Origin of the sequence: Massilia sp. BHUDP2 (genome assembly GCF_046236355.1) — a bacterium.
GTDB lineage: Bacteria > Pseudomonadota > Gammaproteobacteria > Burkholderiales > Burkholderiaceae_D > Telluria > Telluria varians.
Genome location: NZ_JBJUVW010000001.1, coordinates 2,204,961 through 2,225,435, shown reverse-complemented (window position 1 = coordinate 2,225,435; position 20,475 = coordinate 2,204,961). Strand labels below are relative to the sequence as shown.

The following is a 20,475-nucleotide window of genomic DNA, read 5'->3' as shown; positions in this document are numbered from 1 at the left end:
AGCAGTTTAATACGCCGCAAGCCCCCATGCCATTCGACGCGTGCGCGATTGAAGCCGCTCGCAAGGCGGCGTACAGTTGCTGGTCTTCGAACCCATTGAAAACGCCATGCACGCCTTGACTCCGCAAGCCCTTGCTCTGCCCTCGTTTGCTTCGCTTGGAGCAAATCTACTCAAGAACATGGACCGCAGCCGCCAGGCGCGCGGCAAGCTGCTGGATCGCGCCGGCTACGGTCCGCAGGAAACCCCGTTCACGGTCCTGCACAGCGAACCGGGCCTGAACCTGCGCCGCTTCGGCGGCGCCGGCGCGGACGGCCCCGCCGTGCTGCTCGTCCCCGCGCCCATCAAGCGTTCCTACATCTGGGACCTGGCGCCCGAGATCAGCGTCGTGCGGCGCTGGATGGAGGGAGGCTACCAGGTCTACCAGGCCGAGTGGACGCCGCTTCCCGACGACGGCGAAGACGAGGGCTTCGGCCTGGACGACTATGGCGACCGCCTGCTGGCCGCCTGCCAGCGCGCCATCGAGATTGATAGCGGCAAGGCCAGCTTGAGCATCGCCGGCCATTCGCTGGGCGGCATCCTGGCGGCGATCTACAGCTGCCTGCACCCGGATCGGGTCGATGCCACGGTGCTGCTGGAATCGCCCCTGCATGTCGAGAAGTCATCCTGCTGCTTCACGCCGCTGATCGACGCTACGGCGCATGCGCGCCCGATCGCAGACGCCTTCCGCCAGGTGCCGGGCGTATTCCTGAACATGATGAGCGCCATCGCCGAGCCGCATGCCTTCCAGTACGAGCGCATGATGGACCGCTGGCTGTCGCTCGCCAACCCGCAACTGCTTGCCACCCACATGCGGGTGGAGCGCTGGACCCACGACGAATTCCCCTTGCCGGGCCGGCTGTTCACCGAACTGGTCGAGCAGCTCTACCGCAAGGACGAGTTCATGCAGGGCAAGCTGCGCATCGGCGCGCGGAGTATCGGTCCGCAAGACCTGCGCGCGCCCCTGGTCAGCGTGCTCGACCCGCGCAGCAAGCTGATTCCCGAGGCCTCGATGCGTCCCTTCCACGAGGCCGCAGGGAGCGAGCGCAAGTGCCTGCTGCATTACGAGGGCGATGTCGGCGTCAACCTGCAGCACGTGGGCGTGCTGGTCGGGAACAGCGCCCATGCGCGCATCTGGCCGGCGATCTTCGACTGGCTCGCTGGCGCACGGAAAACTCAATAGCGCGGACGCGCTCAGGGCCGCCAGCGCATTTGGAGGCGGAGCTCCTCTTCGGTTTCGACGGTAAAGCCCAGCGCCGCGTACAGGCGACGCGCACCAAAATTGTCGGTGCGCACCGCCAGCGTCAGGTCGCGCCCCTCCAGCGCTGCCCGGCGCTGCAGGCGGCGCAGCGCCTCGCCGGCGACACCGCGCCCGCGCGCGTCTGGCATGACGGCGATATCGACCACCCGGATCGCCCCCGGCACGCTCGCCGTCACCAGGCGGCCCACCGGCACGCCGTCCAGTTCCAGCACCTCGTATACCGCCTCGGGATAACTGCTGCGGTAGCCGGCCACCTGCATCTGCCGCTGCATGGCGACGATGCCCTCGATGTAGCGCGGATCGGCGAGCAGGCCCAGCAGGTCGTCGCGGGTCGAGCGGTACAGGGCCAGGAAGAAGTCCTCGTCGGACGGCAGGGCGGGACGGATGTGCAGGGCGGCAAGAGACATGGCGGGAAGCCTGGGCATGGTGGATGTTTCCGGGCAGTATATCCGGTAGCGGACTCGGCCACAGGCGCACGCAATCTGCGCTACCATGCCGGGCATTGTCCCGCCATCACGAACCAAGGATCCACGTGTTACCCGTACTCGCTCTCGACGTGGGAGCCGCCATCAAGACCCTGGTGCTGACCCTCGACCTGTTCGGCACCTTCGTCTTCGCCCTCAGCGGCGCCATCGCCGGCGCCCGCCGCCGCCTCGACATCTTCGGGGTGCTGGTGCTGTCCTTCGTTGCCGCCAACTCGGGCGGCATCGTGCGCGACCTCCTGATCGGCGCGACCCCGCCGGCCGCGATCCGGGACTGGCGCTACATGGCCGTGTCCTTGCTGGCCGGCCTGGTCATCTTCTTCTGGTATCCGGTCGTCAACCGGCTGCGCAATCCGGTGCTGATCTTCGACGGCGCCGGTCTGGCGCTGTTCTGCGTGGCCGGGGCGCAAAAGGCGCTGGTGTTCGGCGCCGACCCATGGGCGGCCGCCCTGCTCGGCATGTTGACAGGCATCGGCGGCGGCGTCGCCCGCGACGTGCTGCTCAACGACGTACCGGCAGTATTTCGCTCCGACATCTACGCCGTCGCCGCGCTGGCCGGCGCCAGCGTCGTCGTCCTCGGCGACGCGCTGCAATGGGCCGCCGCCCCCACCGCCATTGCCGGCGCCGCGCTGTGCTTCGGCCTGCGCCTGGCGGCGATCCGCTTCGGCTGGCACCTGCCGACCGCGCGCCACCCCGACCAGCCCGACGACGAAGCGAAGGACCCGAAGCACGGCGAATACCGCTGAGTGGCCAGTTCCCGGTAGCCACCATCCCGGAGCTCGTGAACCAGCATCACGCGAACGTCTACGGCAAGGCCTCGGTCGGTTCGCCGCCGATGTAGGCGTGACTGGCGTAGTGCCTACTACGGTGCCGTCCGGCTCTTGAGGTACAGCTCGATCAGCGCGTTCACCTGGGACGCGTCGCCCGCACGCCGCATCTTGAGGCTTTCCACACGCTGCGGCGCCGGCTGGCCGTTGATCCAGTCGTCGAAATCCTTGCTTCCGAGGATCTCCAGCCAGTCTGGATGGGCGCGCGCGAACGAGGCGACCCGTTCGAGCGAGGTCACCACCACCCGCTCGAAGGCTGGTCCGGTGGCGATGATGCCGTAGTCGCGGCAGAAGCGCGCCAGCCACTTGAGGGTCACCGGGCCGACGATGCCGTCGCCGAGCGGGCGCCCGGTGGCGCCGGCATCGCTCCTGAACTCGGGGACGGCGGCATAGATGAGGGCCAGGTGCTGCTGGATCGACTGGCCGCCGGCGGCATCGTATTGGCGGAACACGCGCGCCGCCTCGGGCGTCGCCAGGCGCCGCGGCAAAGCCGCCTCGGCGGAGCCGAACCCGGCGATCCGCTTGGGCGGCGTGGCGCCGGCGGATGCCTCCCCCGCATTCGTTGCTTCCTGCGCGGCCCCGCCGCCTCCGATGAGCAGCAGCGCAGCCGCCATGGCGCGACTGATGATGGCAAACGGCTTCATGTCAGAACGTCTTTCCTTCCTTCATCGTCTTCTTGCGGATTGCCTGCAGCAACTCGCCTTGGTCAAGGTAAGCGCGGCCGCCTCGCGGCAAAAATAGGTACTGCGTTGACTCCGGTTCGCCTGCAAACGCGCGTTCGGACGAGCAACAATAGTGCATTGAACGAAAGGAAATTTCTACTAGATTTCTAAAAATCTGTTTGCGCTGGGTGGCCAGAAATCCAGTCGTCACCATCAGCGCCAGAAAACCACATTGAAGGCGTCCTTGCGCGCCAGCCTTATTCCAAAGCCCGGTTGCGTGATTCCAGGTCCACGCACAGGATCGCCAATGCCGCAAGGAGCAGGAAGCCGGCCAGCATTCCCAGCGCGAGCGTGAAATGGGTCGCCATCACCGGCGCGACGATCGCCGGCGCGAACAGGCCCCCGAACCGGGCAATCGCCCCGGCCGTGCCCATGCCGCTGGCGCGCAGGTCGGTCGGGTACACCTCGGGCGTGAACGCATACAGCGCGCCCCAAGTGCCCAGCAGCGCAAAGCTCATCAGGAGGGTGGATCCGACCACCAGGCAGGTGGCGTTGCCCAGGCTGTAGGCCATGCAGCCGGCGGCGCTCAGGAGCAGGAAGCCGACCAGGGTCGGCTTGCGTCCCCAGCGCTCCACGCCATAGGCCGACAGCCCAAAGCCCGGCAGCTGCACCAGCGCCAGCAGGATCAGGAATTCCTGTCCGCGCATGAAGCCGAATCCCTCGCTGCTCAAGCGCACCGGCAGGTAGACGAACACGCCGTAGTAGGCGACCGAGATCAGCATCCACGCCAGGAACAGCGAGACGCTGCGGCGCCGTAGCGTGCCGGCGAACAGCGCCGACAGCGGCTGCTTGCCCCCGGTGTCCGGCGCCAGCGGCGGAATCTCGACCTGGCGGCCGTTCACCGCGGCCACCCGCGCCAGCACGGCGCGGGCCTGCTGCCCCTTGCCGCTGCGGTTGAGGTACATGGGCGACTCGGGCACGAACAGGCGCAAGACGACCCCGACGAGCGCCGGCAGGCCGGTGACCAGGAAGATCACGCGCCAGGCGTCCTCACCCCATTGCTGCGCCACCAGGGCAAGGATGGCCAGCAGGATGGTGCCGACGGCCCAGAACGACTCGAGCAGCACCAGCCAGCGGCCGCGCCGGTCGCTGGGCAGGAACTCGGCCATCATCGTGTAGTCCACCGGCAGGGTGCCGCCGACGCCGACGCCGGTGAGAAAGCGCAGCACCAGCAGCCAGCCCAGGTCCGGCGCGAAGGCGGAGGCAACCCCGAAGCAGGCATCGATCAGCACCGCCGCCATCAGTACCGGCCGGCGCCCGATGCGGTCCGCGAGGCGGCCGAAGCAGAAGGCGCCGACCAGCATCCCCACGAAGAACGAGGTCCCGGTCTGCAGCGCTTCCGGCAGCGGCACGCCGAAGGTCTGCGCGATCGACGGTGCGCTGAAGCCGATCGAGAGCACCTGCATGGCGTCGGCCATCCAGACCAGGCCGAAGATGGCGAACAGCCGGTACTGGAAGCGGCCGACGCCGGCCGCCTGGATACCCTGCTCAACTGTCGCCGTCATCGTGGACATCGTCGTTTCCCCTCTCATGCTCGGAGTGTGCAAGAAGAATCCATGGCGAACCGTGCAATGGAAAACACTGGGACGAAAAAAATGCCTGCGAAGCAGGCATTTTGGGGAGGACGCTTGGGGTCTTACACGCCGACCATCGAAATGGCCTTGGTGTTCAGGTAGGACTCCAGGGCTTCCGGACCACCCTCGGAGCCATAGCCCGAATCCTTGATGCCGCCGAAAGGCAGCTCGGCGCTCGGGGTGGCCGGCTGGTTGATCCACAGCATGCCGACTTCGACACGGTTCATCAGCAGCTGGGCGTTCTTGATCGAACGGGTGAAGGCGTAACCGGCCAGGCCGTACGGCAGGCGGTTCGCTTCCGCGATGGCGTCTTCCAGGCTGTCGAAACCGCGCACCGCGGCCAGCGGGCCGAACGGCTCGTCGTTGAACACGCTCGCTTCCAGAGGCACGTCGGCCAGCACGGTCGGCGCGAAGAAGTTGCCGGCGTCGCCGACGCGCTCGCCGCCGGTCGCCACGACGGCGCCCTTGGCGCGGGCATCTTCGACGAACTGGGCCATGGCGCTCAGGCGGCGCGGATTGGCCAGCGGGCCGAGGGTGGTGCCCTCTTGCAGGCCGTCGCCCAGCTTCAGGCCTTCGGCATGCGCCACCAGCGCGCGCGTGAACTCGTCCTTGATCGCGTTATGCACCAGGAAGCGGGTCGGCGAGATGCACACCTGGCCCGCGTTGCGGAACTTGGCCGCGCCGGCCGCCTTGACGGCGAGGGCCACGTCGGCGTCCTCGGCGATGATGACCGGGGCATGGCCGCCCAGTTCCATGGTGACGCGCTTCATGTGGGCGCCGGCCAGGGCGGCCAGCTGCTTGCCGACCGGGGTCGAGCCGGTGAAGGTTACCTTGCGGATGATCGGGTGCGGGATCAGGTAGCCGGAGATCTCGGCCGGGTCGCCGAACACCAGGCCCACCACGCCGGGCGGCACGCCGGCATCGACGAAGCACTGGAACAGGGCCGCCGGCGAGGCCGGGGTCTCTTCCGGCGCCTTGCACAGGAAGGAACAGCCGGTGGCCAGGGCGGCGGCCAGCTTGCGGACGACCTGGTTGATCGGGAAGTTCCACGGGGTGAAGGCGGCGACCGGGCCGACCGGCTCCTTCAGCACCAGCTGCTGTGCGGCCGGGTTGCGCGACGGCACGATACGGCCGTAGACGCGCATGCCTTCGGCCGCGAACCAGTCGATGATCTCGGCGCCGGCCATGGCTTCCATCTTGGCTTCGGCCAGCGGCTTGCCCTGCTCCTGGGTCAGCAGGCGGGCAATGTCGCCGGCGCGCTCGCGCAGCAGGTTGGCGGCGCGGCGCATGGTGGCGGCGCGCTCGGCGGCGGTAACGTTACGCCAGGTCTCGAAGCCGGACTTGGCGGCGGCCAGGGCGCGGTCCAGGTCGGCGACGCTGGCGTGGGCCACGGTGCCGATCGACTGGCCGGTGGCGGGATTCACGACCGGGATCGTCTTGCCGCCCGTGGCGTCTTGCCATTCGTTGGCGATGAGGAGTCGGGTATCGGGATAGCTGGAAGTCGTCATGAGCCTCAGGTCCTGTGTTGAATGAATCGTAAAACATGATCATAACCTTTGTTTGCTTGCCCTGCAGGCCGGCAAGCCGGCGCCTGCAAACCTTCAGGCCGGCCGCCAAAAAGAAAACCCGCCGAAGCGGGCTATCTGCTCAGCCGGCCGATAGTTCCCAGAAACGATCGTATTGCCGGTGGGTGATAAGCACAGCGCTTGTTAGAGGCTGCCGGGCCTGGCACGGCGCAGGTATCTGCGCCGATTTCCCTTGTTAATCAGGATGATCACAATCAAGACGACTGCTGCAGAATGGTTGTCGTTAATCAGGGGGATAAGTTGAGTCACGCTTTCGAGGTCAAACATGATGCTTCCTTTAAAAAATTGGAATGACTCGCCGTTGGATCGCCGCAGGATGCTCCCGTGGTCGCTTTTTCCGCGAGCACATGTTCGACCAGCCCATTCCTCAGCAGTTGCCGCTAGTCGGTGCCAAGCTGAGCCGTATCAATAGGACTCGGTAGGTCCCAGATCCCTGTTCTTAGATTGGAGGAAAGAGACAGACGGCAGATGACCAAGCTTAAGCCTGAGCAAAGACAGTGAGCCGCCACGTTTGATTCCATACAATCCCATGGAGCGGTAATGTCGAGCCAAAGGATGTCGGAAAGCTAATGGAAAGTGTCATCGTCTACACAGGGAAGGACTTGCGCCGGATGCGGGAGGAAGGCGGCTGCGGCCATTGGACCGCCAGCCCGATCCGCGTGGAGGCAGCCCAGTACCTGGTGTGCGTACGCAACCGCCGCGAGCAATGGGCCGCGATGGACCACGAGCATGGCGTGGCTTTCCTGATTGCGAAAATTACCGGCACCAGGCCTTCGATGCACGCGGCGAGGATCACGATTGAATTCGACAGCTATGCCTTGCTCGACATCCCCGATGCCTGGCAACTGCTGGCCAAGGGTCAGCGTTTTCCTGTCGCCTACATGGAAACCGCTGACCTGTTCACCAGGCTGGCGCTGAATCCCGACGAGCTGGCCTGGAAGCCTTTCATGACCAAGCCGGGCCCGGTCCAGCTACAGCTGGCCGATGCGCCTGCCCCGTCCGCCGGCGCCCCCGATCCGGGCCGGAGCAAGGCAGGAAGCTTTACCAACGCCATCGCCGAAGCCAAGCGCAAGCTGGCCGAGTCCCTTGGCATAGCTTCCGAGAAGATCGAGATAACCATCCGTTTGTAACGCAAGCCTCCTAGGGCAGCGCCAGCGCCGTGTGTGGCAATCCGGGCGTGTCGACGCGGAAGGCGAACAGCCCGCCCGCCAGCGGCTGCTCGCGGCGCTGCGCCGGCGTCAGCCCTTTCCAGGCGGTGGTGACATAGGCGGTGCGCAGGTCCTCGCCGCCGAAGGCCAGCTTGGTGATGTTCGTGCACGGGAACAGGACACTGCCGACCAGCCGTCCCGCCGCCGTGTAGCGCTCGATGCGGCCCGCGCCGAACAGGGCGATCCACAGGTGGCCTTCGCGATCGACCGCCATGCCGTCCGGGCGGCTGCCTTCGGGCAGTTGCAGGAACACCCGCTTGCCGGCCAGGCTGCCGTCCTCGCGCAGGTCGAAGGCGTACACACGGCGCAGCGGCGTATCCGTGTGGTACAGGGTCTTGCCGTCCGGGCTGATGGCGGGGCCATTGGTGATGATGTAGCCGGCGTCGGCGCGCGACAGGACGCCATCCCGACCAAGTCGGTACAGTGCGCCGCTCGGCTCGAGCTGGCCGTCGTCCATCGAACCGAACCAGAGGTTGCCGCCGGCGTCCACGTGGCCGTCATTGAAGCGGTTGCCCGGCAGGTCGTCCTCGATTCTGCGCAGCGGCGCGAACTCGCCGTCCGCTTCGTCGAAGCGGTACAGGCCATCTTCAAGCGCGCAGACCATGCCGCCGCTGGATGCCGGGACCACGAAGCCGGGTTGGCCGGGCGCCTCCCAGCTGCGCCGCCCGCTGCCGTCGGCGGCGCAGCGGTGGATGCGCCGGCCCTTGATGTCGACGAACCAGACCGAACGCGTGGCGGCGTGCCAGAGCGCGCCCTCGCCCAGGTGGGCGCCCACGTCCCAGATGCATTCGGGTGTCATTGAAGCCATGGTCTTGAAAGTGGTGTCGCCGGTCATGCTCATCCAGGGTTGGGTTGATGGTGCGGAGGCGAGATTGTACCGCCCGGGCCACGGCCGCTCAGTCCAGCGTCACCCCCATCAGCCCGATCACGACGTCGTTGGCCAGGGTCCGTAGTTCCAGGCTCTTCAAGTCCTTGCCGCGCTCGAGCGGCATCTCGAGCACGGTGGCCGAGCCGCCGTCGATTCTCCCGCGCAGGTCCTGAGGCAGGGTCGCCGGGTCCAGCACCCGGACCCGGGCCGTCTTCAGGTCGACCCGTACCGGCAAGGATCCGCAGTACGGAAACTGGTAGTCGTCGATGAAGTAGTCCTGCTCGATGGGCCACCAGCTGTCGGGATTGTGCAGGGCCAGGCGGGTGGCGCTGCCGTCCGCGTAGCTCACCACCACCTCACCGTTGTCGATGCGGCTCTGCATGGCGTTGCTGGAGCCGGCCATCAGCAGGAATGCGCGTCCGGCCCGGCCCTGCAGCGGCACGCTGGCCTGCTTCGGATAGTTGTCCCACTGCGAGGTGAACAGAATGTTGGCCGCGCCCGGGCTTGAAGGCGTGGCGAAGCTCAGGCCCTTGGGCAGGCGCAGGATGCCGCCCTGGGCACGCAGGCCGCTGTCGTCGACCGTGGCCATGGCGTTGACGTGCCCGGCCCAGGCGCCGATGCCTTGCGCGGGCAAGGACAGCGAGACAAAGGGCGAGCGCGGCGACAGGTACTTGCCGGGCTTGAAGAGCTCGGTCACGCGGTCGTTGAAGCGGGTACTAAGGTCGACGTGGCGCGAATTCACCGGCGCCCCCGTGGTCCATGCGGCGGCGCGGGGGCTGCACGCCGGCTGCGCGGCATCCGACGGCGCCGCCGCCTCCCACCAGGTGAACGCTCCCTGGCGCACGCGCCGCAGGCCCTCGTGCGCCGCCGTCTTTGCGACGACCCGCGCAGCGGCGCCGATCGGCTGTCCGCGCCACCGGATCGTGAGCTCGGTCTTGCGCCCGAAGGGCAGTTCGATCCGCAGGCGCGGCGCAAAGGCTTCGTCGCTGCCGGCGCGCCAGCGCACCGGCTTGCCGTCGGCGAGGACCGAGGCCACGGCATCGCTCGCCGCCGGCAGCTCGAGCACCAGGCGCCCGAAGACCGCGGCCGGCTGTTCGATCGTCCAGCGTTCTTCCCTTCCATCGCGGCGGAACGCCAGCGCCACGCCCGGGTGGCGCAGGCTCGCATGCCGCCAGTCGCGCGGAAAGCCTGGACGAACCAGCAGCGTCCCGTCGAGCGCATCCGGGCGCACGCCGAACAAGCCCTCCACCAGCGCTCGCGCCATCACGCCCGAGCCGTCCGCGAAGTCGCGCTGGGCTTCGCGGCGGTACACGTCGAGGTAGTTCATGCTGCCGATATTCCCTGGCGAAATCCCCATGTAGAGGCTGGCCAGCAGCGCCCCCTTGGCCAGGTCGAAGGCGCGCTCGCCGTCCCCGGCCTGCCAGGTGGCGAGCGCCGTGTGCAGCACCTCGCCCATCACCACGTTGTTGGTGGACCAGGAATACGGCATCCAGTCTGTGGTCGGCAGCACGCGATAAGGACGGTCGGCAGGCACGCCCGGCCCCGCGACCGGGATCGTGCGGCGCTGGCGCGCCAGGTCGAGCACCATGCGCGCAGCTTCCAGGCGGTCCGGTACCCCTGAATCGAGGGCGTGGTAGTAGCTCCACAGGCCATAGCTGGGGTGCAGCAGCCGGGCCCCGAGCAGGTCGCGGTACTCGCCGAAGGCGCCGCGCTCGGGCATCCACAGGTGGCGCCGCATGCCCGCGCGGATGCGCTCGGCCTCGACCCGATATGGCCTTGGGTCCTTGCCGATCAGGGCCGCGACGCGCGCCGCCATCGCGTTGTGCCAGGCATTGTAGGCCGAGGTATGGGTGGCGCCGCCGCCGTTGTAGTACAGGTCGTCGCTGGCCCAGATCGCGGCATAGCCTTCGTACAGCGGCAGCTTGTCGGGTCCGTACTCGCGCCGGAACAGGCGCCGCTCCCAGGCCAGGTGGCGCTCCAGCACCGGCCACACGGCCCTGGCATACGCACGGTCGCCGGTCCACAGCAGGTGGCGCAGCAGCGCGTCGATGAAGCCGATGTTCATGTCGTAGTGCGACCTGCTCATGTCGCCGTTGCTGTGCAGGCCGGCTTCGCTGCGCGCCAGGTTGGTATCGCGGTCGGCGGGCGGCAGGCGCGCCGGCACCGGGGACGTATCCTGGCGCGCCGTCCATTCGTCGAGGTTGCGGCGCGCCCGATCGTGCCAGCCCAGGGCGTCGAGCGCGTAGGGCCCGCGCCAGCCCAGCAGCTTGGTGCGCCAGGCGATCGCCCCGTGCATGATGGCGCCCTGCTCCTCGTCCCACACGGCATCCAGGGCGACGTTCAATGCCCCCATCGCGGCGTTGATGTATGGGTCGGGCGTGTCGATCTTCACCTGGCCGCGCAGCCGGGCGAAGTGCCCGCCGGCCTGCGCGAAGCGTTCCGCCAGTTCCTCCGGGCTGAATGCGGGCGCGCGGCTACGCTCGGCCGCGGGACGGGCGTCCAGGGTGCTGCCTGCCTCGCGGTAGACCGCCAGCTCGGGCGCCTTCTTGCTGCGCGTGACCTGGAAAGCCAGGTGAATGGCCTCAGCGCTTAGTGGCAGCCGGCCGAGCGCGACCTGGCCATCCTGGCCGGCGTCCTGGTCCAGCAAGCCGGCCAGATCCTCCCATGCGGCGGCGGCGGCGCGGCGCACGGCAAGGGGCCGCGAGGCGGTCGCCGTGATCGCCGCCCTGTCGTTGCTGACCGTGAATCCCTGGGCATGCAGGTCGACGCTGCTGCCGCGCGCGTACTCCGGCGCGAACTGGAAATACCGGCTGATCGGCACTGTCTCGGTCCCGATGTCGCCGCCGCGGCGCCCCTGGGCGCCATTCCCGGGCGCGAAGGCGAACACCAGTTCGGCCGCCTCAGGCAGGGACTGGCCCGCTACCCTCAGCCCGAGTCCTTCCACGCTCGCATAGGCGATCGCGGCCAGGTGGATCCGGCCGGCTTCGCCCAGCAGCGGATCGGCGATCTCGTAATGCAGTTCGCCTGGCCGGTAGCGCGTCACGATGTGGCGCGCGGCATGCAGCCAGAGCACGCCGGCGGGGGTCTTGACGCCCAGGCGGACATTGCCGCCGCGCCCGGGCAGGTAGAGCGAAAACTCGGGACAGTCGCCGCCGTCGACACGAAAGGCGCTAGTCCCGCCATACAGGGGACGGTTGAAGAACTCGCCGCCGTTCTCGATGACGAAGTCCTCGCCCTCGGGACGGTAGCGCAGCGGCCGCGCCACCTGCCCGGCCAGGTTCGGACGCGCCACCTCGACGCCCGGCTTGTACGCTTGCGCCTGCTCGCCACGCGCTCCCGTGGCGAACGCCGCGAGCGCCAGCAGAACGCAAGCCGGCAGGATGGGCATGCAAGTCTTCCTCATGTAATCGTCTCCCCGGCATTGTTTCGGCAGATAATAAGAGACGTCCTCGCCCTCCATCGCCTCACAGCGGCAAATTCTCATTGGCGTGACCGAGTGAAAAAAAATGAGCAAAACCTTGAGGAAAACATTCCCGTGTTCGTCTTACCAAGGGGGAAGCACGAACGGGCGAGCATATGGACACTGAAGTAGTTGACTGGCTGACAATAAATTTCCTGCCGCACGAGGCCGAATTGCGCAGGATGCTGCGTCGCGTCTGTAGCAGCCCGGCCGAAATCGACGACGTGGTGCAGGAGACCTGTTACCGGATCCTGTCGATGGCCAGCCTGGACGGCATCCGCGATCCCAAGCCCTTCGTCTTCCGCACGGCCAAGAACCTGGTCCTCGACCGCATCAAGCGCGACGCGGTGGTCAGGATTGAAGCCATGGCCAACCTGGAAGACCTCGACATCGCGGACGCGGCGCCCTCGCCCGAGCGGGTGGTGTTCGCCCGCGCGGAACTGAAATGGGTGATCGGGCTCGTCTCGCAGCTGCCCGACCGCTGCAAGGCGGTGTTCCGGGCGCGCCGGATACACGGCCTGTCGCAGCACGAAACGGCGCAGAGCCTGGGCCTGACCGACGGTGTCGTCGAACACGAAATGATGAAAGGGATGCGCTTGATGTCGGAGATGATTGCCAGTCACGGCATGAACCAGGAGACCGGCGTCATCCCGTCCACCGCAAAAAAACGCGTCAGCAAGAAACAGAATGTCAACGATCGATAACGAAGCCTTCGAGTGGGTGGCGCGCAAGCTGGCGCGCGGCCTGAGCGCCCCCGAGAGCGCGCAATTCGACGCATGGTATGCCGCCGATGTGCGGCACCAGGGCGCCTACGTGCGCGCCATGGCCATCTACAATGCGATCAATCTCGCCAGCGCGCCGCAATCGCTCTCCCCCGAACTCTCCATGGCGCGGCAGCAGCGCCGCAGCCGGCGCGCCTGGTTCAGGGTGGGCGCCATGGCCGCCTGCCTGGTGGCGGCGGTGGGCACCGTCAGCCTGCAAGTCCTGCGCGAGGAGCGGGTCCTCACCACGGCCAAGGGCGAATTCCGCAAGGTGCCGCTGCAGGACAAGTCGGTCGCCACCATCAACAGCGGCAGCCAGATCGAAGTCGCCTTCACCGACAAGCAGCGCACCGTCAACCTGCGCAAGGGAGAAGCCTGGTTCGAGGTTGCCAAGGACAAGACGAAGCCTTTCGTGGTCGAAGCCGGCGCCGCGCGCATCAAGGCGGTCGGCACCGCCTTCTCGGTGCGGCGCTTCGCGAACGGCACCGAGGTGCTCGTCACCGAAGGCAAGGTCGAGGTCTGGGACAAGGGCAGCAGCGCGCGGCGGCGCCAGCTGGTCGAGGGCGATCGCGCCTTCCTGGCGCAGGATGCGAGCGCGATCAGCGTGAGCCGCCAGCCGGTCGAAGTGAACCGCAAACTGGCATGGAGAGAAGGCAAGGTGATCCTCAAGAACCAGACCCTGGACGACGCGGTGGCGGACTTCAACCGCTACAGCCCGAAGACCATCGTCATCGTCGACGCCACGCTCAGGGACAAGCGTCTGTTCGGCCAGTACAAGCTCGACGCACCCGAATTGTTCGCGCAGGACGTCAGCACCGTGCTGGACGTGCCGGTCGCGATCACCGCCGACACGATCTTCATCGGCCGCAGGCAAGGCGAGGCGCAGGACGGCATCTGATACAGGAAGCGAAGCGATGCCGCGCCACACTGGCACACGATCCGGACGCGCCGTCTATGGCGGGTCCGGATTTTTTTTGCTCTTTGCAGTCAGCTTCCTGAGTATTTATACGACAGCACGCCACTGCTTGATTTTTGAGGGAGGATGTCGATTCAGTCATCGTTTTGAGTGATTGGGCAAAGGATCGCCGCAGCATGAGGAAGACGCCGTCGCCGGCAGTCTTTACACATACGGAGCAGCATAGTTCCGACAAAAACAGATTAGAGGAGACGTGCATGAACCCCATGCACCCATACGCCAGCGCGGCCGGCACCATCCTGGCCGTGAGCATGGCCGCGTACGCGGGCAGCGTCAGCGCCCAGGAATTGCCGCGGCCCTTCAATATTCCCGCAGGCCCTGCGACGGAGTCCATTCCGGAATTCGCGCGCCAGGCCGGCATCAACATATTGACCTCGGCGGACATCCTGGATGGCGTGAACACCGAAGCGCTCAGTGGCGCATTCGTCATCTCCGAGGCGGTCGATCGACTGCTCGGCTGCACTAATCTGGTCGGACGGGTCAGCTCCGGCGGCACCGTGGTGATCCTGGCGCGACCGCCAGGATCATCCGGACAACCCAATGACTCGAAAATATCGGATGAGACAATGACAAAACATACCCTCCCCGGCCGGCGCAAGGCGACCTGCGTCGCGGTCTCGGCGGCCGTGCTCATGATGGGCGCACCGCTGGCGAATGCGCAGGAGCAGGCGCCTGGCACGCAGGTTCAGATACCGGAGGCGAAGGCACAGTCCGGACAGAGCGCGCCGGCGCCGAACCAGCAGACCGGCGACGGCGTGCAGCAGGTGAAGGTGGTGGCCACCCGCGCATCCCAGCAGTCCAGCATCGACCGCAAGAAGAATGCCGCCACCGCGATCGATTCGATCGTCGCCGAGGACGTGGGCAGCCTGCCGGACCGGAACGTCGGCGAGGCGATCTCGCGCATCGCCGGCATCGCGCTGGACCGCGGCGACTTCGGCGAGGGCGTCACCGTGTCGGTGCGCGGCAACGGCCCGGACCTGACGCGCGTGGAACTGGACGGCCAGGCCGTGCAGTCCGCCGGCGGCAGCGACATGGCCGGCGGCGGCGACGGCCGCGCCGTCGAATTCCGCCAGCTCTCGGCGGACCTGATCAAGAGCGTCGACGTGGTCAAGGGCTCGACCGCCGACATGACCGAGGGTTCGCTGGGCGGCGGCATCCAGATCAAGACCCGTACCGGCCTCGATTTCAAGAAGCCCTTCGCCTCGCTGCGCGTGGCCGGCAGCCAGAACAGCCTGAACAAGAAATGGCAGCCGGACGCCAACCTGATCCTGGCGAACAAGTACATGAACGGCCGCCTGGGCCTGCTGCTGAACGCGTCGAGCACCACACTGGACAACGAAGGCCACAAGACCGAGGTGTCGGGTGGCGGCAACAATGGCTGGCAGGGCTACTACCGCCTGTTCGACTTCGACAATTCGCCGGAGAAGACCTTCAGCTACCAGCCCGGCACCGTCAACACGGCCGATGCGACCAGCACCACCCCGCTGCTGCGCTCGGCCTTGACCAACGGCGGCTTCTTCAACTCGGCCACGCCGCTCGAAATGGTCACCCGTTCGGCCAGCGCGCAGAGCAAGGACGAATGCCGCGCGATCTTCGCGCCGATACCTGCCGCGCAGCTGAACCTGATCTCGTCCTCGGCGCGCACCGCCGCGCAGAACCAGCGCACCAACGAGCTCAATACCTGCCTGAACCAGTGGAACGACTACACCCCGTCCGGCCCGCGCTACGTGGTGCGGCGCGAGATCGACCGCCGCAAGAACCTCGACCTGCGCGCCGACTTCAAGCTCACCGACGAGCTGACCCTGTACTCGAAAGGCAGCTACAACAAGCGCCACAACGACATCAACACGCTGGCTTTCTCGCTGGGTAACATGTCGGTGCAGAACGGCAGCAGCAACGTGCAGCCCGGTTCCGCCGTGGTCGACGCCAAGCACCACCTGACCTCGTACACCTTCAACAATACCAACAGCAATGGCGTCGCCAAGACCAACCAGAGCCACGGCATCGGCGAGACCACGGCACGCTACCTGCAATTGGGCGGCAACTTCAAGCGCGGCGGCCTGAACGTCGACTTCTTCGCCGGCGACGCCCAGTCCGACTTCAGGAAGGGCATCAAGGAACTCACGCTGAACGACTACTACGGCACCGGCACGATGAGCGTGATGCCGAACGGCCTGTGGACCTACAGCTTCCCGAACGTCAATCCGATCACCTCGGCCGATCCCTCGCGCTTCGCCGTGCTGTTCCCGCGCGGCGCCAGCGCCGCCATCGTGCCGACGGTCTACACGACCAACTCGGCGCCCGCCTACACCGCCGCCCAGCAGAATGCAGGCACCTCGTCGCCGAACCTGACCTGGGTGCCGACCGAGTACCACACCTCGGAGCGCACCGCCAAGGTGGACGCGACCTGGAACACGCCGGACCGCATCCCCTTCTTCAAGCGCTTCAAGACCGGCTACAACATGCGCGACACGCGCAACGACAACTGGAACCTGAACAACGGCGGCTACAACCTGCGCGACCCGCAAGGCAGCTTCGGCACCGCGAATTTCGTGGCGCCGATCGTGATGCCTTCGCCCACCCTGCGCAGCACCATGTACGGCTGCGCCGACACGCCGGGCTCGCTGGCGCCGGGCGGCAACAAGTGCCAGTACGGCTGGATTCCGAAAGGCGACATCCGCCAGTCGCTGGACGGCGCGATGGTCTACACCATCCCCCAGTTCGTCGACATGCTGAGCCAGGTCATGACGCTGAAAGCCACGCCGACCCAGTTCTTCCATGGCGCCAAGGACCGCCCCGCCGGCCTGATCGAGAACTGGACGCAGGTCGACGTCGAGAAGCTGTTCGCCATTTCCCAGGTCGGCAACACCAACTTCGACTGCGTGAAGTACTGCACCGCCAGCGACGGCAAGGTCTACGCGCAGCCGGCCAACCACCTGAAGGAACGCACCGACGCCTTCTACCTGATGGGCGACTTCGGCCTCGACCACCTGCCCTTCACGGACCGTTCGCTGCCCTTCGGCCTGGAGCTGGAAGGCAACGTGGGCGTACGCTACGTGCGCACCAAGGTGCACGGCACCGGCATGATGAGCTTCACGGCCATCATGAAGACGGCCAGCTTCGACCCGAGCTTCCCGGAAGCGGTGGGCGGCACGACCAGGATGCGGGTGCAGCAAGCCACCGCCATCAGCGCCAAGACCAGCGACCTCCTGCCGAGCCTGAACCTGGCCACCTGGCTGGTCCCGGACAAGCTGGTGCTGCGCTACAGCGCCGCCAAGACGGTGGCCCGGCCGCCGGTGTCGCGCCTGCTGGCCTCGGGTTCGTGCACCTACGACCAGGTGGCGGCCGACCTGGGCGACGACGGACAGTCGTGCTCGGGCACGGTCGGCAATCCCGAACTGGCCGCGCAGAAGAACTTCAACCAGAACCTGTCGATCGAGTGGTATCCGAACCGCGACACGATGCTGACGGCGACGGCTTTCCGCCAGGACGGCAAGATCGGCGGCGCGATCGCCCAGGGCGTGTCGCAGTCGCCGCTGTTCGCCAACTCGGACATGGTCAATCCCGTTACTGGCGAAAGCCTGGCCGGCCAGCTGTTCGACTACTCCACCTGGATGAACGGCGCCACGACGGGCCGCCGCGGCGTCGAGTTCAGCGGCAAGACGGCCTTCACCTTCCTGCCATGGCTGCTGCGCTACACCGGCTTCGACGCCAACTACTCGAAGATGCATTCGTCGACCTCGACGGCCAACATCGTCGACCTGCTGACCGGCACGCCGCTGCCGCCGCAGAACGAGCCGAAGTACACCTACAATGCGGCCCTGTGGTACGACGACGGCAGGCTCTCGGCCAGGGTCGCCCTGCAGGCCGTGGGCTCCTACTTCAACTGCATCGCGGCCTGCGGCAAGACGACCAGCATGTACAACTACCCGAACGTGGGGGGCGGACGCACCAGCACCACCTACAACCCGGGTTCGCCCAATTTCACGGACGCCACCCGCTTCATCGACGCCAAGATCTCGTACCGGTATTCGCCGATGATCGAGGTGTTCGTCGAAGGACGCAACATCGGCAACGCGACCGTCTCGCATAGCCAGGGTCCGTACGCGCCGTTCGCCGACGGTACGCCGAACATCCTGGACTACGCGTATTCGGGACGGCGCATCATGTTCGGGGTGAATTTCCGGACGATGTAGTCAAGCCCCGAAGCAAGAAAACCGTCACCCCGCGCAAGCGGGGTGACGGTTTTTTGTAGGGTGGGCGGCTACACCTTGAAATGGAAAGACACGCGACTTCAATGCCGCCCACGCGGTCAACTCCCTCTCGATCAGAGAGATCGACGATTCACATTCTCGTTGAACGCGTGGGCGGCGGCAGCGCTGCCGGCTGATCGCATAGCCGGGTGAAGCCGTCCACCCTACGGGTCACAACGACGGGAGGATGCCCTCCACTTTCACCTTCCACCCGGTTTTCGGGAAGCCGGGCGCGTTGCCGCTCTGCCCATCCCAGCCGCCCGCCATCAGGGCCACCGCGAGCAGCAGGCCGCCGTTCGACGGGAAGTAGGTCTCGGCGGCGCGCTGGTAGCCGGGGCCGTCCGGACCGGCACCCGTCTGGGCGCCGGCTCCGGTGGCGGTCGGCACGAAGTGGGCGGCATGAGCGTCCAGGTGCACGCGCGGCGTCATGCCGCTTCTCCCGAACTGGTTGTTGCGGGCGTCGAAGAACAGCCAGTCGACCGCTTCCTGCGGCGCGCCCAGGCGGGCGGCGGTCATGGCCATCATCGGATAATCCCAGCCCCAGGTCTGGCGCAGGTCCCAGTCGCGCTTCATGCGGTCGAGCGTGGCGCGCATGGTCGCCCGGTCGACGTCGCGGCCGGGCAGCCAGCCGAGCGGCATCAGGAAGGACATGTGGTCGCGGTTCTGGCAGCGGTCATCGATCGCGTTGGCGCGGCAGCTGCCGGCCGCCTGGTCCCAGAAATCCGGCGCGGAACGCACCGGCAGGTAGAGGCCATCCTTTTGCGGCAGCGCGGGCCACTTCGCCAGCAGCGCGTCCCAGTCGGCGCGGCGGGGCTTGCCGGCGCGCTCGCGCCAGGCCTGCGCCGTCTCGATGCCCCAGCGGTAATAGGCGACTTCGAAGGCCGGATCGAAGGTGCCGAGCGGCGCGAAGTTCTCCTGCACCGGGATGATCGGCGGGCCGAGGCGCAGCTTGCCGCTCGCCTCGTCGATCCGGGGGAAAGAGGCCAGCAGGTTCGCGGTCTCCTCGACCAGTTCGCCGTAGGCCTTCAGCACACGCGGCCCGCCGCCGGCGCGGAACAAGAGTTCGCTCATGTAGATCGGGTGCGGCTGCTGCCACATGATGAAGGGCGAGACCTTGGACGGGCTGTCGACCCCGTCCGGGCCGATCATCTTCGGCCACCAGGCGCCCTGGATGCCCTGCTCCTGCGCCCTCGCCCTGGCCTTCGGGAGGAAGCCCACGTACCAGCCCAGGCTGCGCTCCAGCAGCTGTGGCCGGCCCCACAGGGCGAAGTGGGCCGCGTGCCAGGGATGCATCTCGAGGTGCGACTTGCCGTTCCAGCTGTTCGAGAACAGGCCTTCTTCCTGGGGTGCGAAGCTGCCGGCGGCGTTCACCGCCATCAGGTACTGCGACAGGATCACGCGGCGTTCCAGTTCCGCGGCGCGCGGGTCGGTGGAGCCCGAGAAATCGACCATGCCGCCCTGGGTCCAGTAGGCGGTCCAGTGGCGCGCGACGGCCGCGGCGCCTGCGGCCGGGGTGGGCAGCGCGGGGCCAGCCTGCTCCGAGAACTGCAGCATCACGCTCAAGGAGGTTGCCTTGGTCGCCACCCGGTAGGCATGCGGGCCATTCTCTTCGATGCTCGCGCCAGGTGCGCCGATGGCCGCGTGGTAGGTGGTCGCGTCGACCTGGCGCCGCAGGCGCAGCTCGCCGGCCTTGCGCGACAGCGCGCTCGTACTGTGGGCGCCGGGATTGCTCCAGTCCGATGGATCGGGATTGAGCGTCTTCGACACGCCCGGGAAGCGTACCGCCACGGCCAGGCGGCCCTGCGCCAGCAGCGCCGAGCTGAGCTCGGCCATGATGGTGTCCTGGCCCGGCAGCACGCGGGTGACGACCTTGACCGGCACGCCGTCGTAAACGAAACGGCTGGTGAGCGTCCCGGTCCACAGGTCCAGCGTCTGCTGCGTGTCGCGGATGTCGTCGAAGCGTGCGGGCGAGCCGTCGCGCGCGCGCAGGTCGAGCGCCAGCCGGCCCAGGGAGAAGCGGTGCGGGTTCTCGCGGATCCAGGCCACTGCCGGGTTCTTCGCGGCGTCGGCCCAGTCCTGGATGTAGCCGTAGCGGCGGGTGTGGCCGCCGACCGCGATCTCGACCTGGGTGTCGCGCACCGTGTGGCCTTCCGGATTCGGGAAGCTGTGCCAGGCCCATTGCGCTTCAATCAAGAGCGGCGCGATCTTGCTGTAGGCTTCGGTGAAGGTCTGCAGGCCGGTGATGTCGGCGGTGAAGCCGATGTTCCCGTTGCCCAGCATGAGCGGCGCGTGCGGATCGACCTGACGCAGCAGCGGGTTGTGGCGCGTGACCAGGGCCTTGCGGTCGATACGGTCTTGGGCCGGCGCGATGCCCGGTATGGCGAGGGCCGCGCCGGCCGCAGCGGCGGTGAGCATCATGCGGCGGCGGGAAAACAGTATCGGGCCCATGGTGGTGAACTCC

The 20,475-nt window shown here is 67.2% G+C and carries 15 protein-coding genes; 7 read left to right on the top strand and 8 right to left on the bottom strand.

Features of this window, described 5'->3' with window-relative positions:
* Window positions 1-178: 178 nt before the first annotated feature.
* Window positions 179-1,219 carry an alpha/beta fold hydrolase gene (locus ACK6C6_RS10075; protein ID WP_409267176.1) on the top strand — a complete coding sequence of 347 codons (1,041 nt, stop codon included), beginning with the start codon at window positions 179-181 and terminating at the stop codon, window positions 1,217-1,219.
* Window positions 1,220-1,230: 11 nt separating this feature from the next.
* Here ACK6C6_RS10075 and ACK6C6_RS10070 read toward each other — a convergent pair whose 3' ends face one another.
* Window positions 1,231-1,722, bottom strand: a complete 492-nt coding sequence (locus tag ACK6C6_RS10070; protein WP_409267175.1) for a GNAT family N-acetyltransferase — start codon at window positions 1,720-1,722, stop codon at window positions 1,231-1,233.
* Between the two features lie 107 nt (window positions 1,723-1,829).
* Here ACK6C6_RS10070 and ACK6C6_RS10065 point away from each other — a divergent pair, with 107 nt between their 5' ends.
* Together ACK6C6_RS10065 and ACK6C6_RS10060 are read left to right on the top strand one after the other, a co-directional pair.
* Window positions 1,830-2,525: a trimeric intracellular cation channel family protein gene (locus ACK6C6_RS10065; RefSeq protein WP_409267174.1), complete on the top strand. Its 696-nt coding sequence runs from the start codon at window positions 1,830-1,832 to the stop codon at window positions 2,523-2,525.
* A gap of 35 nt (window positions 2,526-2,560) precedes the next feature.
* Window positions 2,561-2,620 carry a malate:quinone oxidoreductase gene (locus ACK6C6_RS10060; RefSeq protein ID WP_292041249.1) on the top strand — a complete coding sequence of 20 codons (60 nt, stop codon included), beginning with the start codon at window positions 2,561-2,563 and terminating at the stop codon, window positions 2,618-2,620.
* 21 nt (window positions 2,621-2,641) lie between these two features.
* On the opposite strand, the gene ACK6C6_RS10055 is transcribed toward ACK6C6_RS10060, so the two are convergent.
* The 4 genes from ACK6C6_RS10055 to ACK6C6_RS10040 form a co-directional block, all read right to left on the bottom strand.
* The gene (locus tag ACK6C6_RS10055) at window positions 2,642-3,250 is read right to left on the bottom strand and encodes a hypothetical protein (protein ID WP_409267173.1); all 609 of its coding nucleotides are present in this window, start codon (window positions 3,248-3,250) and stop codon (window positions 2,642-2,644) included.
* 275 nt (window positions 3,251-3,525) lie between these two features.
* Window positions 3,526-4,842: an MFS transporter gene (locus ACK6C6_RS10050; protein WP_409267172.1), complete on the bottom strand. Its 1,317-nt coding sequence runs from the start codon at window positions 4,840-4,842 to the stop codon at window positions 3,526-3,528.
* Between the two features lie 122 nt (window positions 4,843-4,964).
* Window positions 4,965-6,410 (bottom strand): NAD-dependent succinate-semialdehyde dehydrogenase, encoded by a 1,446-nt coding sequence (locus ACK6C6_RS10045; protein ID WP_409267171.1) that lies wholly within the window; start codon window positions 6,408-6,410, stop codon window positions 4,965-4,967.
* A 201-nt stretch (window positions 6,411-6,611) separates the two neighbouring features.
* Window positions 6,612-6,755, bottom strand: a complete 144-nt coding sequence (locus tag ACK6C6_RS10040) for a hypothetical protein (protein ID WP_409267170.1) — start codon at window positions 6,753-6,755, stop codon at window positions 6,612-6,614.
* Window positions 6,756-7,057: 302 nt separating this feature from the next.
* Here ACK6C6_RS10040 and ACK6C6_RS10035 point away from each other — a divergent pair, with 302 nt between their 5' ends.
* Window positions 7,058-7,618, top strand: coding sequence for a hypothetical protein (locus ACK6C6_RS10035; RefSeq protein ID WP_409267169.1), 561 nt, complete (start codon window positions 7,058-7,060; stop codon window positions 7,616-7,618).
* Window positions 7,619-7,628: 10 nt separating this feature from the next.
* Here the strand turns inward: ACK6C6_RS10035 and ACK6C6_RS10030 are convergent, their stop codons facing one another.
* Complete coding sequence (locus tag ACK6C6_RS10030; protein ID WP_409267168.1) at window positions 7,629-8,531, bottom strand: SMP-30/gluconolactonase/LRE family protein; 903 nt, start codon at window positions 8,529-8,531, stop codon at window positions 7,629-7,631.
* A 61-nt stretch (window positions 8,532-8,592) separates the two neighbouring features.
* Window positions 8,593-11,952 (bottom strand): DUF4450 domain-containing protein, encoded by a 3,360-nt coding sequence (locus tag ACK6C6_RS10025; RefSeq protein ID WP_409267167.1) that lies wholly within the window; start codon window positions 11,950-11,952, stop codon window positions 8,593-8,595.
* Between the two features lie 188 nt (window positions 11,953-12,140).
* Here ACK6C6_RS10025 and ACK6C6_RS10020 point away from each other — a divergent pair, with 188 nt between their 5' ends.
* From ACK6C6_RS10020 to ACK6C6_RS10010, 3 genes are all read left to right on the top strand, one after another.
* Entirely contained in the window at window positions 12,141-12,728 is a 588-nt protein-coding gene (locus tag ACK6C6_RS10020; protein ID WP_409267166.1) for an RNA polymerase sigma factor, read from the top strand.
* Window positions 12,712-13,683 (top strand): FecR family protein, encoded by a 972-nt coding sequence (locus ACK6C6_RS10015; RefSeq protein WP_409267165.1) that lies wholly within the window; start codon window positions 12,712-12,714, stop codon window positions 13,681-13,683. Before ACK6C6_RS10020 ends, ACK6C6_RS10015 begins: the two co-directional genes overlap by 17 nt.
* 275 nt (window positions 13,684-13,958) lie before the next feature.
* On the top strand, window positions 13,959-17,957 hold the full coding sequence (locus ACK6C6_RS10010) for a TonB-dependent receptor (RefSeq protein WP_409267164.1): 3,999 nt from the start codon (window positions 13,959-13,961) through the stop codon (window positions 17,955-17,957).
* A 228-nt stretch (window positions 17,958-18,185) separates the two neighbouring features.
* On the opposite strand, the gene ACK6C6_RS10005 is transcribed toward ACK6C6_RS10010, so the two are convergent.
* Window positions 18,186-20,462, bottom strand: a complete 2,277-nt coding sequence (locus ACK6C6_RS10005) for a hypothetical protein (RefSeq protein ID WP_409267163.1) — start codon at window positions 20,460-20,462, stop codon at window positions 18,186-18,188.
* Window positions 20,463-20,475 lie beyond the last annotated feature (13 nt).

What these genes read in the sequence shown, in the direction of transcription:
- ACK6C6_RS10050 (WP_409267172.1), bottom strand. Translation starts at nt 4,842, where the DNA reads ATGTCCACGATGACGGCGACAGTTGAGCAGGGTATCCAGGCGGCCGGC.
- ACK6C6_RS10075 (WP_409267176.1), top strand. Translation starts at nt 179, where the DNA reads ATGGACCGCAGCCGCCAGGCGCGCGGCAAGCTGCTGGATCGCGCCGGC.
- ACK6C6_RS10040 (WP_409267170.1), bottom strand. Translation starts at nt 6,755, where the DNA reads ATGTTTGACCTCGAAAGCGTGACTCAACTTATCCCCCTGATTAACGAC.
- ACK6C6_RS10030 (WP_409267168.1), bottom strand. Translation starts at nt 8,531, where the DNA reads ATGACCGGCGACACCACTTTCAAGACCATGGCTTCAATGACACCCGAA.
- ACK6C6_RS10045 (WP_409267171.1), bottom strand. Translation starts at nt 6,410, where the DNA reads ATGACGACTTCCAGCTATCCCGATACCCGACTCCTCATCGCCAACGAA.
- ACK6C6_RS10035 (WP_409267169.1), top strand. Translation starts at nt 7,058, where the DNA reads ATGGAAAGTGTCATCGTCTACACAGGGAAGGACTTGCGCCGGATGCGG.
- ACK6C6_RS10005 (WP_409267163.1), bottom strand. Translation starts at nt 20,462, where the DNA reads ATGGGCCCGATACTGTTTTCCCGCCGCCGCATGATGCTCACCGCCGCT.
- ACK6C6_RS10020 (WP_409267166.1), top strand. Translation starts at nt 12,141, where the DNA reads ATGGACACTGAAGTAGTTGACTGGCTGACAATAAATTTCCTGCCGCAC.
- ACK6C6_RS10055 (WP_409267173.1), bottom strand. Translation starts at nt 3,250, where the DNA reads ATGAAGCCGTTTGCCATCATCAGTCGCGCCATGGCGGCTGCGCTGCTG.
- ACK6C6_RS10015 (WP_409267165.1), top strand. Translation starts at nt 12,712, where the DNA reads ATGTCAACGATCGATAACGAAGCCTTCGAGTGGGTGGCGCGCAAGCTG.
- ACK6C6_RS10025 (WP_409267167.1), bottom strand. Translation starts at nt 11,952, where the DNA reads ATGCCCATCCTGCCGGCTTGCGTTCTGCTGGCGCTCGCGGCGTTCGCC.
- ACK6C6_RS10070 (WP_409267175.1), bottom strand. Translation starts at nt 1,722, where the DNA reads ATGCCCAGGCTTCCCGCCATGTCTCTTGCCGCCCTGCACATCCGTCCC.
- ACK6C6_RS10010 (WP_409267164.1), top strand. Translation starts at nt 13,959, where the DNA reads ATGAACCCCATGCACCCATACGCCAGCGCGGCCGGCACCATCCTGGCC.